This is a genomic window from Rhizobium sp. NPDC090275, assembly GCF_044772225.1.
Taxonomy (GTDB): domain Bacteria; phylum Pseudomonadota; class Alphaproteobacteria; order Rhizobiales; family Rhizobiaceae; genus Rhizobium.
Genome location: NZ_JBIVYL010000005.1, coordinates 231031 through 244189 on the forward strand (window position 1 = coordinate 231031; position 13159 = coordinate 244189).

Here is a 13159-nt window from a genome sequence, read left to right on the forward strand (position 1 = left end):
TCCCGCGGCGGCGGATTTCCCGCATTGCAAGACCGGGTGCTTTTCATTAAAGGCTCGCCATGACCCAGACAGCACATCCCGACAGCGTTCTCATCGTCGATTTCGGCAGCCAGGTAACCCAGCTGATCGCGCGCCGCGTGCGCGAAGCGGGCGTCTACTGCGAGATCGTCCCCTTCCAGTCCGCCGAAGAAGGCTTCAACAGCCTGAAGCCGAAGGCCGTGATCCTGTCCGGCAGCCCGGCCTCGACGGTCGATGAGGGTTCGCCCCGCGCCCCCCAGATCATCTTCGACAGCGGCCTTCCCGTTTTCGGCATCTGCTACGGCCAGCAGACGATGTGCATGCAGCTCGGCGGCAAGGTTGAGAGCGGCCATCATCGCGAATTCGGCCGCGCCTTCCTCGAAGTCGACGAAGACAGCGAATTGTTCGAAGGCCTCTGGTCGAAGGGTTCGCGCCACCAGGTGTGGATGAGCCATGGCGACCGCGTCACCGCGCTTCCCGAAGGCTTCAAGGTCGTCGCCACTTCGCCGAACGCACCCTATGCCTTCATCGCCGACGAGAAGCGCAAGTATTACGGCGTGCAGTTCCACCCCGAGGTGGTCCACACGCCCGATGGCGCCAAGCTGATCGGCAACTTCATTCACAACATCGCCGGCATCAAGGGCGACTGGTCGATGTCTGCCTACCGCCAGAAGGCGGTCGAAGAAATCCGCAAGCAGGTCGGCGACAAGCGCGTGCTTTGCGCTCTTTCCGGCGGCGTCGACAGCTCGGTCGCGGCTCTGCTGATCCACGAGGCAATCGGCGACAAGCTCACCTGCGTGCTCGTCGACCACGGCCTGATGCGCAAGGACGAGGCGGCCAATGTCGTCGCCATGTTCCGCGAACATTACAATCTGCACCTGATCCACGTGGATGCGGCCGACAAGTTCATCGGCGAGCTCGAAGGTGTTTCCGATCCCGAGACCAAGCGCAAGATCATCGGCCGCCTGTTCATCGAGACCTTCGAGGAAGAGGCCAAGAAGCTCGGCGGCGCCGATTTCCTCGGCCAGGGTACGCTCTATCCCGACGTAATCGAAAGCGTTTCCTTCACCGGCGGCCCGTCGGTGACCATCAAGTCGCACCACAATGTCGGTGGCCTGCCTGAACGCATGAACATGCAGCTCGTCGAGCCGCTGCGCGAACTCTTCAAGGACGAAGTGCGCGTGCTCGGCAAGGAGCTCGGCCTGCCTGACTCGTTCATCGGCCGCCACCCCTTCCCGGGCCCCGGCCTCGCGATCCGCTGCCCGGGCGGCATCACCCGCGAAAAGCTGGAGATTCTCCGCGAAGCCGACGCCATCTATCTCGACGAAATCCGCAAGGCCGGTCTCTACGACGCGATCTGGCAGGCGTTTGCCGTCCTGCTCCCGGTACAGACCGTCGGCGTCATGGGCGACGGCCGCACCTACGAATTCGTCTGCGCCCTGCGCGCCGTGACCTCCGTCGACGGCATGACGGCGGATTTTTACCACTACGACATGGAATTCCTCGGCCGCGCCGCCACCCGCATCATCAACGAGGTGCGCGGGATCAACCGCGTGGTGTATGATGTGACGAGCAAGCCGCCGGGCACGATCGAGTGGGAGTGAAGGTTCGGGGCTGATTGCCTTGCGCTGACAATGATGCCGCCGGCGTGATGCGCCTGGCGGCATTTTTGTTTGTGGGGTGGTGTCAGACGGTGCCGCGCATCGGATTGATGTAGTCGATCCCGTCGAAGTCGCGCTCGTTGTCGGTGACGACGATGCAGCCGTTGGCCTCGGCGATGGCGGCGACAATCATGTCGAGAGCACTGCGCGGCCGCCCCCTCGCCTTACCCTCGGCCATCAGCCGCCCCCAAACCAGGCTTGCCGCCTCATCGAAGGGCAGAATGCGGCCGGAGAAGAGCGACATGGGCCCTTCCGGCCCCGCGAACCATGTTTCCAATTGGTCGCGTTTCTTTCCCGCTGGCTTTTCCAGGACGCCTTTGCGGATCTCTGCGATCGTCAGCGACGCGATGAAGAGATCGTCGTCCATTTGCGCCGACATCCATTCCAGCAGAGCCTGCGATGGCATCGGCTTGGTGATGTTGCTGATGATGTTGGTGTCGAGCAGGAAACGGGTCAAATATCGACCTCTCGCCCTTCTTCACGGGGACGATCGAGATCAAGTTCGGCACCCACCAGAGGCGAGCGCCTCAGCGCTGCCAATATGCCGCCCTTTGCCGGCGGCTCGCCCGATATGGATCGGCTGACAGTCGCACGCAGATCCGAGGCCTCAGGCGTGTCTTCGGCAAGACGGCGGGCGAGCGAGCGTATCAGATCGCGATCCTCATCACGCCCGAGCACCTCGAAGCGCGACAGGCCGCGCTCGCTAAGGCGCGAGCGGTAATTCTGGATGGCGCGTTTCTGCGAGCTGCTCATGAGAGGCCTCCCGATATTTCCAGTAATATAGCCGGAATGGTGAGCGCGCTCAAGAGTGCCTGAGGATACCGTCACGCCAAGCGTCCATTCATGTTGAGCCAGCTGAGGCGTGCGCAGATGCTCGGCACAAGACCGAGCATGACGGTGGAGTGTGTGCGCGCCATACGTCTCAATGGGTTACGCGCGTTTCCGCCTACTCAGCCGTCATACTCGGGCTTGTCCCGAGTATCTAAGCACGCCTCAAGAGGTTCAACGTGCATGGCTGAAGCGGGTAGCCGGAACTAGCCACCGCTCCTCAAAACAACGACTGCTGCACCGGCTTCGGCGGCGCCAGCTTGACACCTTCCAGTTCCAGCATCCTTGCCTTCGACACCGAGCCGCCCGGTGCCGAGAAGCCGCCGATCTTGTTGCCGGCTGCGAGAACGCGGTGGCAGGGGATGATCAGCGCGACGGGGTTTTTGGCCATCGCCTGGCCGACGTCGCGGGCGGCTTCATGGCCATGGCCGAGCTCTTTGGCGAGCGCGCCGTAGGTGGTCGTTTCGCCCCAGCGGAGGCGGCGGGCGGCGGCGTAGATGTCGCGGAAGAAGTCGTCCTGGCCGGCGAGATCGAGCGCGAGATCGGAGAAGTCGATCGGCTCGCCGGCGAAGTAGCGTTTTACGGCGGCGATGGCTTGCGCGATGTCAGGCGTCGGGGATGCCGGCTCGGCATCGGGGACGCGGCGCAGCAGCAGGCGTTCGGTTCCGTCCGCGTTTGATGTCGGCAGCTGGAAGCGGGTGATGCCGATGGCGTTCCATGCGATGCCGCAGAAACCGCCCGCGGTTTCGAAGATGGCGTAATGCTGTGCTTGTTGGGCCATGGGTCTCGCCTCCCGATATCGAAGCTTGCCGACCTCAAGATCGGCCTCACCCGAAAATCGTGCCTGCCGGCCAAGAATTCAACCCGTTTCTTGCGCGTGGCGAACTGGCGGTCAGCCGTGTGCCTGGCGAGGTTCGGCGTCTTCCTGCGGTGGCTTTGCCAGATCCGGGCGCAGCTTGGCGAAAACGACGTCGAAGCCGGCGGCGATCTTTTGCGGCTCGTAGCGGCGCGCGGCCTCTAACGCTGCGCGCGACAGCGCGGGAATGGCCTCTGGTTTCGCCGCCATGGATGCGATCTCGGCGGCCAGCGCCTTGTCGTCGCCGGGGTCGAAGAGATAGCCGTCCTTTCCCGGATCGATCGATTCCGGAATGCCGCCGGAGCGGGCGCCGATGACGGGGACGCCCTGCGCGAAGGCTTCGATCACCACGCGGCCGAAGGGCTCGCGGAAGAGCGAGGGCACCACGAGCACGTCGATCTGAGGGAAGAAATCCTCGGGCTTGGTCCAGCCGAGGAACTTCGTGTTCTCGCCGGGAAACTTCTGCGGCAGCGACTTCGAATAATCGCTCTTGGCGCTGCCGGCGATGACGAAGCGGACGTTCTGGTCATTCACCAGCCGATGGGCGGCGCTGGCCAGCGTATCGAGGCCCTTCACCGGATCATGCACGCCGATGAAGCCGAAGCGCATCGGCCCCTCGGGTGCCTTGCGCGGTTCGCTGCGGGCAGCCGGCAATACGGCGCCGGGCACGCGGTGGGTGCTGGCATTGGGGAAATAATCATGCTCGGTGTGGCGGCCGATGATGAAATCGGTTTCGCCGATCACGGCATCGACATAGCGCGAGAAGAACTTCTTGCCGTAGGACGAAACCTGGCAGGAGGAACAGGCGCGCACGCAATTGTCGTCGCCGCGCCGCATGCTGGCCTTCCAGCACAAGAGGAAGGCGCTGCGCAGGATATGGCAGACCGGCACGCCTGAACGCTTGGCCGCCGCCCAGGTGGCGACGTTGATGTTTTCGATGCTGTCGGTCAGCACGATATCCGGCTTGAAGCGGCGGATTTCGCGGCGCATGACGAGGTAGGCGCGCGGATTGAAATTCTCCAGCGCGTGCCAGATCAGCTTCTTCCAGCCCGGCCGGGGAAGCCGGTAGTTCCAGTCGATATTGAGCGTCTTCAGGCGGTGCACGGGCACGCCGTCATAGACCTCGTGCCTGTCTTCGCCCGAGACGTTGACGACTTCGAGGTCGTGACCAGCCGCGATCAGGAGCTTGGCGACCATCATCGCCGAGATCGGGCCGCCGCCATCGATAAAGGGCGGAAAGGCCGCGCAGGCCATCAGGATACGCATGAACAAACTCCCGGCATCGATATTGAATGTTCTTCTTTTGTTCTTGATTTCCTCAATTCACCTGCTACCATCCCTGCGTTCCCTGGATAGACAGAGGCGGGGCGGATGCTCCGGTGGTTGGTCATGCACGAACAGAACACGCAATCGTCCTTCGATTTCGCAAGCCGCACGATGCGCCCGAAATCGTCAAGATTTGGCAAAGAAACCCTGTTTTTCGCGATCCTGCCGGATCCCGAAGCGCGACAATCCTGTATGGAGATACAGACCCGCCTGCAGAGGGAGCACGACGGGCTGCTCTCGCCCATGACGCCCGAGCGGTTGCACGTTTCGCTCTATGGAGTCGCCAGCGCCGAGAAGATCAAGGACGAGATGATCTTCGCGGCTTGCCAGGCAGCGTCGGCGGTCGATGCCTGCCGGTTCGATCTCAGCTTCGACCATGTCGCGACGTTCAGGACGGCGTCGCGCAACGCCATCGTGCTCTCGGGCAATGGCGGTCGGGAACTGTTGCGACAGCTGCATATCCAGATCGGTATCGAGATGCATGCGATCGGCTGCGACCCGCATGTGAAAGCCGATTTCCAGCCGCATGCGACGCTGTTTTACGCCGACGAGACGGTGGCAAAGACGACGCTTGCGACGCCGGTCGTCATGCCCGCGCGGGAGTTCGTGCTCCTGCACAAGCGGCCGGGTGAGCCGACTTACGAGCATGTGGAAAGCTGGCCGCTCAGCGAACGCGGCTGACACCTTGCCTCATGCATCGGAACGCGCTTAAAGCTGCTGCAGCAATGACAGCAGCAGCGGAGACAAAGATGGATAGGTCCGAGATCATCATTTCAGGCGATACGGCGGGAATGGAGTGGCGGCTGCCGGTGCTGCGCTTCAAGGGTAGCGACCCGAAGGCGCCGAAGATCTATATCCAGGCGGCTCTGCATGCCAACGAGCTGCCGGGCACTGCGCTGGTGCATTTCCTCTGCGAGAAACTGCGCGCGGCTGAGAGCGCCGGCGAAATCCGCAGCGATATCACGATCGTTCCACACGCCAATCCTGTTGGTGCGGCGCAATCGCATTTCGGCGAGCTGCAGGGCCGGTTCGATCTTGGGACGCGCACCAATTTCAACCGCGAGTTCCCGCTGATCTCGGTCAAGGATCGCGACGGGCTGGTGGCCGAGCTCGACCGCTACAACGCCGTCGATCGGCTGAAGCGGCAGCTGATGCATATGGCGCTCGAAGCGGATCTGGTGATCGACCTGCATTGCGACGATGAATCGCTGCAATATGCCTATATCGACGAGGCCTTCTGGCCGGAAGCGGCCGATCTCGCAGCAGCACTCGACATGGAAGCGGTGCTCCTGTCGGATGGCGAAAGCTCGGCCTTCGAAGAGGCGATCGGCTATGCCTGGAAGCACGAAACGCAGGAAAAGAAGACGCGGCTGCCGGGCAAGCTATCGGTCACCGTCGAGCTTCGCGGCATGCGCGACGTCTATCCCGAGATGGCGAAGAAGGATGCCGAGGGGCTGTTCAACTTCCTCGCCGCACGCGGCGCCATCGCTCATCAGGTTACGCTTGCGCCCTTCACCGGCCCTGCCGTGCCGCTCGACAATATCGAGATGATCCGCGCGCCTGAGGCCGGCACTGTCCTGTTCCATCGCAACATCGGCGAGGAGATCAAGGAAGGCGATCTCTTGGCGACCATCCTCACCCGGCCGGGCATGGCCGATGGCGCGATCGACGTGCGCGCGCCGCAGGCGGGTCTGATCGTCACCCGCACCTCGTCGCGCCTGGTGCGCCGCCGCGCCGACCTGATGAAGATCGCCTGTGGGGCGGCCAGCAAGGTCGTGCGCAAGCCGGGCGCGCTGGAAAACTGAACGCCTTAGAACCGATTGGGAAGAACCGAATGACCGTCACCATCTATGGCATCAAGAACTGCGACACGATGAAGAAGGCCCGCACCTGGCTGGAAGAGCACGACGTCGCCTATGATTTCCACGACTACAAGGCTTCAGGTATCGACCGGGCGCATCTGGAAAAGTGGACGCAGGAAGCGGGCTGGGAAACGGTGCTCAACCGCGCCGGCACGACCTTCCGCAAGCTGCCGGATGACGCCCGCGAAAACCTTGATCGCGAGAAGGCGATCGCCCTGATGCTGGAGCAGCCGTCGATGATCAAGCGGCCTGTTGTCGAGGCCGACGGCAAGCTTCTGGTCGGCTTCAAACCGGAGATCTATGGCGGGTTCTTCAAGGGCTGATCGGATGTCGAAGACGACGCGGGCAACACAGGTTCTGGAGAAGGCCAAGGTGGCCTTCACCGTCCACACCTATGAGTACGATCCGAACGCCGAGCGGATCGGTCTGCAGGCGGCCGAAGCGATCGGCGAGGAGCCACACCGCGTGTTGAAGACGCTGATGGCAGAGGTGGACGGCAAAGCAGTCTGCGTCGTCGTCCCCTCCGATCGCGAGGTCAGCATGAAAAAGCTCGCCGCTGCCTTCAAGGGCAAGTCGGCGAACATGATGAAGCCGGCGGATGCCGAGCGACTGACCGGCTACCATGTCGGCGGCATCAGCCCGTTCGGCCAGAAGAAGCTCGTGCCGACGGCGATCGAGGAAGCGGCAATGACTGAAGCCCTCGTCTACATGAATGGCGGGCAGCGCGGATTGCAGGTGCGGCTCGCGCCGAAGGATGCGCTCGACGTGTTGAAAGCGACGGCCGCGGCGCTCGTCGCCTGATTGTCTTCGAGCTTCAATTTCGCCGCAAAGGGGTCTAAGTCTGATGCCCTGTCCGTTCGTTTCAGAAGGTGATCGATCATGAACTACATGCCGCAGGGCGATAACGCCGTGGACCCCATCAAGCTCGACAAGCTCGCCGAAGTCGCCGTCAAGGTCGGGCTGCAGCTTCAGAGCGGCCAGGATCTCGTGATCACCGCGCCGGTCGTGGCGCTGCCGCTGGTGCGGCAGATCACCAAGCATGCCTATATGGCGGGCGCGGGTCTGGTCAGCGCGTTCTATTCCGACGAGGAATCGACGCTGGCGCGCTATCAATATGCCAATGACGCGAGCTTCGACCGGGCGTCCAGCTGGCTCTACGAGGGCATGGCGAAGGCCTATGCGAACGGGGCGGCGCGGCTCGCGGTTGCCGGCGACAATCCGATGATGCTCTCCGAGCAGGACCCCGCCAAGGTCGGCCGCGCCAACCGGGCGATGTCGACGGCCTACAAGCCGGCGCTCGAGAAGATCTCCAACTTCGACATCAACTGGAACATCGTCTCCTATCCGAACCCGGCCTGGGCAAAGCTGGTGTTCCCCAACGATCCCGAGCCGATTGCGGTCGCCAAGCTCGCCAAGGCGATTTTCGCCGCCTCGCGCGTCGACGTCGAGGACCCGATCGCCGCCTGGGCGGAGCATAACGCCAATCTCAGGAAGCGCTCCAGCTGGCTGAATGGCGAGCGCTTCTCGGCACTGCATTTCACCGGCCCGGGCACGGATTTGACGGTCGGGCTCGCCGATGGCCACGAGTGGCACGGCGGCGCCTCGACCGCCAAGAACGGCATTACCTGCAACCCGAATATCCCGACCGAAGAAGTGTTCACGACGCCGCATGCGCTGCGCGTCGAGGGTTATGTGTCGAGCACCAAGCCGCTGTCTCACCAGGGCACGCTGATCGACAACATCCGCGTGAAGTTCGAGGGCGGCCGGATCGTCGAGGCGAAGGCGTCGCGCGGCGAGGAAGTGCTGAACAAGGTGCTCGATACCGATGAAGGCGCGCGCCGGCTCGGCGAAGTGGCGCTGGTGCCGCATTCCTCGCCGATTTCGGCCAGCGGCATCTTGTTCTACAACACGCTGTTCGACGAAAACGCCTCGTGCCACATCGCGCTCGGCCAGTGCTATTCCAAGTGCTTCCTCGATGGCGCCAACCTCAGCCAGGAGCAGATCAAGGCGCAGGGCGGTAATTACAGCCTGATCCACATCGACTGGATGATCGGCTCCGACAAGGTCGATGTTGACGGCATCAGAGCCGATGGCTCGAAGGTTCCCGTCATGCGGCAGGGCGAGTGGGCGTAACAGCCGGCTCGACAACCGATTTGGCTTCCAACCTGGCGGGCATCGAGACCCGCTGACTGAACCAGACGCTCGCCAGCACCATTGCGAAACCGCAAAGCTGGGCGGGCGTCAGCACCTGGCCGAGCGCCAGCCAGCCTAGAAGAGTGGCGACGACGGGGCTCAAGAAGCCCAGTGAGGATGCCGCCGACGGCTCGATGCGGGCGAGACCGCGAAACCACAGAATATATGTCAGCGCGGCGCCGATCAGGCCGAGCCAGGCCATGCCGAGCACGTTTTCGAGCGTCGGCTGCGGCAGAGCGGGCTCGGCGATCAGCGCCACCGGCACCAGCAGCAGGCCGCCCGCCGTCAGCTGCCAGGCGGTGAAGGTGAGGCTTGATACCGGTGGTGTCCAGCGGCGGGTGAGCACCGTGCCGCAGGCCATGGAGATGGCGCCGGCAAGACCCGCAAGAACCCCGACCGGATCCAGTGCGGCGCCCGGCGTCAGCACCAGCAGCCCCACACCCGCCATGCCGACAAGGCCGGCTAGAACCGCCAGCGCCTTGATCGGCCGGCCAAGCACGAGGCGCGAGAGCAGGATGACGATCAGCGGCTGGATGGCACCAACGGTCGCGGCGACGCCGCCGGGCAGCCGATACGCCGAGACGAAGAGCATGGCCCAGAAGAACGAGAAGTTCAGCGCGCCGAGCACGAAGGCATGAAGCCACCAGATACCCTGAGGCAGCCTGCGAACGGCCGCGAGCAGCAACAGCCCCGCCGGCAGCGCGCGCAGCATGGCAACGGTCAGCGGATAGCCATGCGGAAGATAGGACGTGGTGACGAAATAGGTGCTGCCCCAGATAGCCGGAGCGAGCGCGGTGGCCAACACATCGGCGGCGTATGTCGTGTTTTTCTTCATATCAAGTATCTCTACCTCAAGATAAATCCAGCCTACGCCGATTTATCTTGACGTCAAGACATATTGCGGTAGAGCTCAATCAGCATGGAGTGAGCCGATGGACCGCGTCGACAGGATATTGCAGCAATGGGCCCGCGAGCGGCCTGAACTCGACACCCAGGCGATGGGCCTGCTCGGGCGCATGAAGCGGTTGGCGACGCATCTCGGGCGCGAGGTGGAGCAGGTGCTGCAGAGCCACGGCCTGTCGTCATCTTCCTTCGACGTGCTGGCGACGCTGCGCCGCTGCGGCGCGCCCTACCAGATGTCGCCGGGCGATCTGCTTGAAATGACGATGGTGAGTTCCGGCACGATGACCAACCGCATCGACCAGCTGGAGAAATCAGGCCTGGTGGAGCGTGTGGTCAATCCGCATGACCGGCGTAGCGTGCTGATCGCGCTGACCGGCAAGGGGCTGAGCCTCGTCAACGAAGCTGTCGGCGCGCATGTCGCCAACCAGCAGCGGCTGACGGAGACGCTTGATCAGGACGAGAAGGCAGCGCTCGATGCGCTGCTCCGGAAGTTCCTGGCGGCGTTCGAATAAAACGCCGCCCTCGCTTGGTGATCAGCGGTAGTAGATCACGTGGCCGCCGTTGAGCGCCCGCTGCACCTGGATGACATTCTTCAGCGCGATACCACGATCGGCGATCGCCTGCATCAGATGCCTGTCGGCGCTGACGGTTGCCTGCGCCTCGCGGATGCCTGATGGCATGGGGTGGCGCAGCGAAAGCGGCAGGGATTGCTCGCGCTGGGACAGCGAGGTGATGCGGATGGCGGTGACGCTGTCGTTGTAAGCCTTGCCGAAGATGACCTCGGACACTTTCGACTGACCCGCCAGCGCCGGCGCGGCAGGCAAAGCGCCGGAGAGCGCACCGGCAAGGGCGCTAACCATCAGAAGAGCGGGCAACATTCTTTTCAAGGTATTTCTCCAGTCTCAAATATCAGAGCGGCCGCCATGGGCGGGCCATATCAAACGCGCGACGCACCGAAAGGTGGCCGCCTCAGCATCCAGATAAGCACTTTGCGGCAATTTTTAAACGCCGAGAAATGGGGCGCGGCCACGATTTGGTGATCGCCCAATGTCGCCTCAAAGAAGGGTCAATGATCAGAACAGGCTGCCCTGCTTCGGCGGCGCTGCGGGATCGGCTGCCTTGGGCTCCGAGGCTTTGGTGCCGCGCTTTCTGGCGCCGGCTGGCGGCTCGCCGCCCTCGGTGGTGATCGCGCCGATGCGGCCATCGGAAAATTCGATCGAGATGCCTGAGCCCGCCGACAGCATCGCCGCCTCGGATACCGGGCGGTTGTCCTCGTCGCGAATGACGGCATAGCCGCGCTTCAGGACATTCTTGTAGGAGAGCGATTGCAGCATGCGCTCTTGCGCCGAAAGCTCGCCGCGCGCCCGCACCAGCTGGTGGCGCACCGCCGTGTCGGCGCTGCGCGAGAGATTGGCGAGGCGGTCGCGCATGCGCGACGTCTGGCTCTTCAGCCGCGATGGCAGCGAGGCGAGTGCGGCGTCGGCGCGGCCGATGCGCGATTTCGAGCGATCGATCAGCCGCTCGACGGTGCGCTCGGCCCGTGTCATGCGTTCAGCCAGCATCTGGCGGCGCTCGGCGATCCGGTTCGACAGCATGTCGGGGCGCAGATGCGCCGCCGTACGCTCGAAGCTGCGGCGCTTGTTCAAGGTGTTGAGCTCAAGGCCACGGCCAAGGCCTGACGCGGCCTCGTCGAAACGGCGGCGCGGCAAAGCCAGGAGCTGGTCGAGTGAGGGTAGTGCGCGCATCAGCGCTCGCACCTGCTGCCGGCGCTGGTCCATCTGCCTCAGCGTGCTGCCCTGCAGGCGGGCGGCGAGACCCGAAAGCTGCGCCTCAAGCTCGGCCTTGACCGGCACGGCCATTTCGGCGGCCCCCGTCGGCGTCGGGGCGCGAAAGTCGGCGGCGTAGTCGATCAGCGTCCAGTCGGTCTCGTGGCCGACGGCCGAGATCAGCGGGATCCGGCTTTCGGCGGCGGCCCGCACCACGATCTCGTCGTTGAAGCTCCAGAGGTCCTCAAGGCTGCCGCCGCCGCGCGCGACGATCAGGACGTCGGGACGCGGTGTCGGCCCATTGGGCTCGAAACTATTGAAGCCGCGAATGGCGTTCGCCACTTCCTCGCCCGAGCCCTCGCCCTGCACCTTCACCGGCCAGACGACGACATGCACGGGGAAGCGATCGGATATGCGATGCAGGATATCGCGGATGACGGCGCCTGTCGGCGAGGTCACGACGCCGATCACCTGGGGCATGAAGGGCAGCGGCCGCTTGCGGGCGGGATCGAACAGGCCCTCGGCGCCGAGCTTGCGCTTGCGCTCCTCGATCAGCGCCATCAACGCGCCGGCGCCGGCCGGCTCCAGCGTCTCGATGACGATCTGATATTTGGAAGAGCCCGGGAAGGTGGTGATCTTGCCTGTTGCGATCACCTCCATCCCCTCTTCGGGGCGAACCTTCAGGCGCGAAAAGCTCGTCTTCCAGACCACGGCGTCGATGCGGGCGCGATCGTCCTTCAGTGAGAAATAGGCGTGTCCCGACGAGTGCGGGCCGCGATAGCCGGAGATCTCGCCGCGCACGCGCACCTGATCGAAGGCCGTCTCGACGGTCCGCTTGATCGAACCCGACAGTTCCGACACCGAATATTCGGTGAGATTGCTCGGCGAATCATTGTCGAAGAAGCTGCTCATGGCGCTGTTCTAGCTGAAGAAGCGAGTAAAGGCAGCCCCACGGGCGGGGAGGTTTTTTGTTCGTCGGCGCTGTTCGATGCGCCATTTCGATGAAAACAATATCGCTGTTTCAATAACTTGATGGATCAGCATGGCCGTACCGCACGTCAACGCCGCTCGTGATTTTCCCCGTTTTGCGTGATGGCAGCATGATTGCGCAAGCAACCAAGGAGCTTCCCATGTCCGATCGCTTTGCATCCCACACCCCCTCGCTCACAGGCCCGGCCAGTGGCGGCTTTCCGATCACGCCCGACGACACCATGGCGCTGCCGGAAACCACGCGCGCGCTTTATGTCGGCGGCGGCGGCAGTCTTGCGGTGGAGATGGCGTCTGGCGCGGTGCTGACCTTCGAGGGCGTGGCCGACGGCATGCTTTTGCCGCTGCGGGTGTCGCGCGTTCGCGCATCGGGCACCACGGCCAGCGGTATCATCGGTCTCGTTTGAGTTTTCCGGTGATGTTTTTCGCGCAAGCCAAATATATGGAACCGCGAATATTGCCGGTGCGTTAATTGTTCGTCAAAGCCAGCGGACGTATAGTGAGGTGATTCGGGAGACCCTGATGATTGCTCTGACCGCAACAGCAATTGGCATCGCAACCGCGCCGATGCGCAACATATTTTCCATGGTTCTCGTGGGCTTGCTCATCTGCGGAAGCTATATCTGTGCGGCGCTTTTCGGGCCGACCTCGATCATCGATCTCGCCGTCGCCATCGTCTTCTACAACATCAGCCTGCTTGCCTGCCTTGTCGGGCTGCACCTGATCGGGCGCGCCCGCAAGAGAGCGCGCCTCGTTTAA

Annotated in this window: 16 protein-coding genes; 9 read left to right on the forward strand and 7 right to left on the reverse strand. The window is 63.4% G+C overall.

Annotated features, from left to right (window positions below):
- Nucleotides 1-59 precede the first annotated feature (59 nt).
- Nucleotides 60-1622, forward strand: coding sequence for a glutamine-hydrolyzing GMP synthase (guaA, locus tag ACIQUB_RS14980; protein WP_018899307.1), 1563 nt, complete (start codon nucleotides 60-62; stop codon nucleotides 1620-1622).
- Between the two features lie 82 nt (nucleotides 1623-1704).
- Here the strand turns inward: guaA and ACIQUB_RS14985 are convergent, their stop codons facing one another.
- From ACIQUB_RS14985 to ACIQUB_RS15000, 4 genes are all read right to left on the reverse strand, one after another.
- Nucleotides 1705-2136 (reverse strand): type II toxin-antitoxin system VapC family toxin, encoded by a 432-nt coding sequence (locus ACIQUB_RS14985; RefSeq protein WP_113235917.1) that lies wholly within the window; start codon nucleotides 2134-2136, stop codon nucleotides 1705-1707.
- Nucleotides 2133-2432 (reverse strand): hypothetical protein, encoded by a 300-nt coding sequence (locus ACIQUB_RS14990; RefSeq protein ID WP_113235916.1) that lies wholly within the window; start codon nucleotides 2430-2432, stop codon nucleotides 2133-2135. Before ACIQUB_RS14990 ends, ACIQUB_RS14985 begins: the two co-directional genes overlap by 4 nt.
- Nucleotides 2433-2727: 295 nt before the next feature.
- Nucleotides 2728-3288, reverse strand: a complete 561-nt coding sequence (locus ACIQUB_RS14995; RefSeq protein ID WP_113235915.1) for a methylated-DNA--[protein]-cysteine S-methyltransferase — start codon at nucleotides 3286-3288, stop codon at nucleotides 2728-2730.
- A 111-nt stretch (nucleotides 3289-3399) separates the two neighbouring features.
- Nucleotides 3400-4629: a glycosyltransferase gene (locus tag ACIQUB_RS15000; protein ID WP_113235914.1), complete on the reverse strand. Its 1230-nt coding sequence runs from the start codon at nucleotides 4627-4629 to the stop codon at nucleotides 3400-3402.
- Nucleotides 4630-4734: 105 nt separating this feature from the next.
- On the opposite strand from ACIQUB_RS15000, the gene ACIQUB_RS15005 reads away from it, so the two are divergent.
- The 5 genes from ACIQUB_RS15005 to ACIQUB_RS15025 all read left to right on the forward strand — a co-directional run bounded on the left by ACIQUB_RS15005 (nucleotide 4735) and on the right by ACIQUB_RS15025 (nucleotide 8684).
- Nucleotides 4735-5370 (forward strand): 2'-5' RNA ligase family protein, encoded by a 636-nt coding sequence (locus tag ACIQUB_RS15005; RefSeq protein ID WP_402930454.1) that lies wholly within the window; start codon nucleotides 4735-4737, stop codon nucleotides 5368-5370.
- A gap of 44 nt (nucleotides 5371-5414) precedes the next feature.
- Nucleotides 5415-6494 (forward strand): succinylglutamate desuccinylase/aspartoacylase family protein, encoded by a 1080-nt coding sequence (locus ACIQUB_RS15010; protein ID WP_402930456.1) that lies wholly within the window; start codon nucleotides 5415-5417, stop codon nucleotides 6492-6494.
- Nucleotides 6495-6523: 29 nt separating this feature from the next.
- The gene (locus tag ACIQUB_RS15015) at nucleotides 6524-6874 is read left to right on the forward strand and encodes an ArsC family reductase (RefSeq protein WP_113010919.1); all 351 of its coding nucleotides are present in this window, start codon (nucleotides 6524-6526) and stop codon (nucleotides 6872-6874) included.
- A gap of 4 nt (nucleotides 6875-6878) precedes the next feature.
- Nucleotides 6879-7352 carry a Cys-tRNA(Pro) deacylase gene (gene ybaK, locus ACIQUB_RS15020; protein ID WP_113235911.1) on the forward strand — a complete coding sequence of 158 codons (474 nt, stop codon included), beginning with the start codon at nucleotides 6879-6881 and terminating at the stop codon, nucleotides 7350-7352.
- 78 nt (nucleotides 7353-7430) lie between these two features.
- Nucleotides 7431-8684: an aminopeptidase gene (locus ACIQUB_RS15025; protein WP_113235910.1), complete on the forward strand. Its 1254-nt coding sequence runs from the start codon at nucleotides 7431-7433 to the stop codon at nucleotides 8682-8684.
- On the opposite strand, the gene ACIQUB_RS15030 is transcribed toward ACIQUB_RS15025, so the two are convergent.
- On the reverse strand, nucleotides 8659-9579 hold the full coding sequence (locus tag ACIQUB_RS15030; protein WP_113235909.1) for an EamA family transporter: 921 nt from the start codon (nucleotides 9577-9579) through the stop codon (nucleotides 8659-8661). The genes ACIQUB_RS15025 and ACIQUB_RS15030 overlap by 26 nt on opposite strands.
- 97 nt (nucleotides 9580-9676) lie before the next feature.
- On the opposite strand from ACIQUB_RS15030, the gene ACIQUB_RS15035 reads away from it, so the two are divergent.
- Entirely contained in the window at nucleotides 9677-10159 is a 483-nt protein-coding gene (locus ACIQUB_RS15035; RefSeq protein WP_113235908.1) for a MarR family transcriptional regulator, read from the forward strand.
- A gap of 21 nt (nucleotides 10160-10180) precedes the next feature.
- Here the strand turns inward: ACIQUB_RS15035 and ACIQUB_RS15040 are convergent, their stop codons facing one another.
- Together ACIQUB_RS15040 and xseA are read right to left on the reverse strand one after the other, a co-directional pair.
- Nucleotides 10181-10534, reverse strand: a complete 354-nt coding sequence (locus ACIQUB_RS15040; protein WP_162737375.1) for a hypothetical protein — start codon at nucleotides 10532-10534, stop codon at nucleotides 10181-10183.
- 186 nt (nucleotides 10535-10720) lie between these two features.
- A complete protein-coding gene (gene xseA / locus ACIQUB_RS15045; protein WP_113235906.1) occupies nucleotides 10721-12325 on the reverse strand; it encodes an exodeoxyribonuclease VII large subunit in 1605 nt (534 codons plus the stop codon).
- Between the two features lie 218 nt (nucleotides 12326-12543).
- On the opposite strand from xseA, the gene ACIQUB_RS15050 reads away from it, so the two are divergent.
- Nucleotides 12544-12807: a hypothetical protein gene (locus ACIQUB_RS15050; protein ID WP_402930461.1), complete on the forward strand. Its 264-nt coding sequence runs from the start codon at nucleotides 12544-12546 to the stop codon at nucleotides 12805-12807.
- Between the two features lie 115 nt (nucleotides 12808-12922).
- Entirely contained in the window at nucleotides 12923-13159 is a 237-nt protein-coding gene (locus tag ACIQUB_RS15055) for a hypothetical protein (RefSeq protein WP_113235905.1), read from the forward strand.

What these genes read in the sequence shown, in the direction of transcription:
- ybaK (WP_113235911.1), top strand. Translation starts at nt 6,879, where the DNA reads ATGTCGAAGACGACGCGGGCAACACAGGTTCTGGAGAAGGCCAAGGTG.
- xseA (WP_113235906.1), bottom strand. Translation starts at nt 12,325, where the DNA reads ATGAGCAGCTTCTTCGACAATGATTCGCCGAGCAATCTCACCGAATAT.
- ACIQUB_RS15055 (WP_113235905.1), top strand. Translation starts at nt 12,923, where the DNA reads ATGATTGCTCTGACCGCAACAGCAATTGGCATCGCAACCGCGCCGATG.
- ACIQUB_RS14990 (WP_113235916.1), bottom strand. Translation starts at nt 2,432, where the DNA reads ATGAGCAGCTCGCAGAAACGCGCCATCCAGAATTACCGCTCGCGCCTT.
- ACIQUB_RS15050 (WP_402930461.1), top strand. Translation starts at nt 12,544, where the DNA reads ATGTCCGATCGCTTTGCATCCCACACCCCCTCGCTCACAGGCCCGGCC.
- ACIQUB_RS15030 (WP_113235909.1), bottom strand. Translation starts at nt 9,579, where the DNA reads ATGAAGAAAAACACGACATACGCCGCCGATGTGTTGGCCACCGCGCTC.
- ACIQUB_RS15005 (WP_402930454.1), top strand. Translation starts at nt 4,735, where the DNA reads ATGCTCCGGTGGTTGGTCATGCACGAACAGAACACGCAATCGTCCTTC.
- ACIQUB_RS15000 (WP_113235914.1), bottom strand. Translation starts at nt 4,629, where the DNA reads ATGCGTATCCTGATGGCCTGCGCGGCCTTTCCGCCCTTTATCGATGGC.
- guaA (WP_018899307.1), top strand. Translation starts at nt 60, where the DNA reads ATGACCCAGACAGCACATCCCGACAGCGTTCTCATCGTCGATTTCGGC.
- ACIQUB_RS15015 (WP_113010919.1), top strand. Translation starts at nt 6,524, where the DNA reads ATGACCGTCACCATCTATGGCATCAAGAACTGCGACACGATGAAGAAG.
- ACIQUB_RS15010 (WP_402930456.1), top strand. Translation starts at nt 5,415, where the DNA reads ATGACAGCAGCAGCGGAGACAAAGATGGATAGGTCCGAGATCATCATT.
- ACIQUB_RS15035 (WP_113235908.1), top strand. Translation starts at nt 9,677, where the DNA reads ATGGACCGCGTCGACAGGATATTGCAGCAATGGGCCCGCGAGCGGCCT.
- ACIQUB_RS14995 (WP_113235915.1), bottom strand. Translation starts at nt 3,288, where the DNA reads ATGGCCCAACAAGCACAGCATTACGCCATCTTCGAAACCGCGGGCGGT.
- ACIQUB_RS15025 (WP_113235910.1), top strand. Translation starts at nt 7,431, where the DNA reads ATGAACTACATGCCGCAGGGCGATAACGCCGTGGACCCCATCAAGCTC.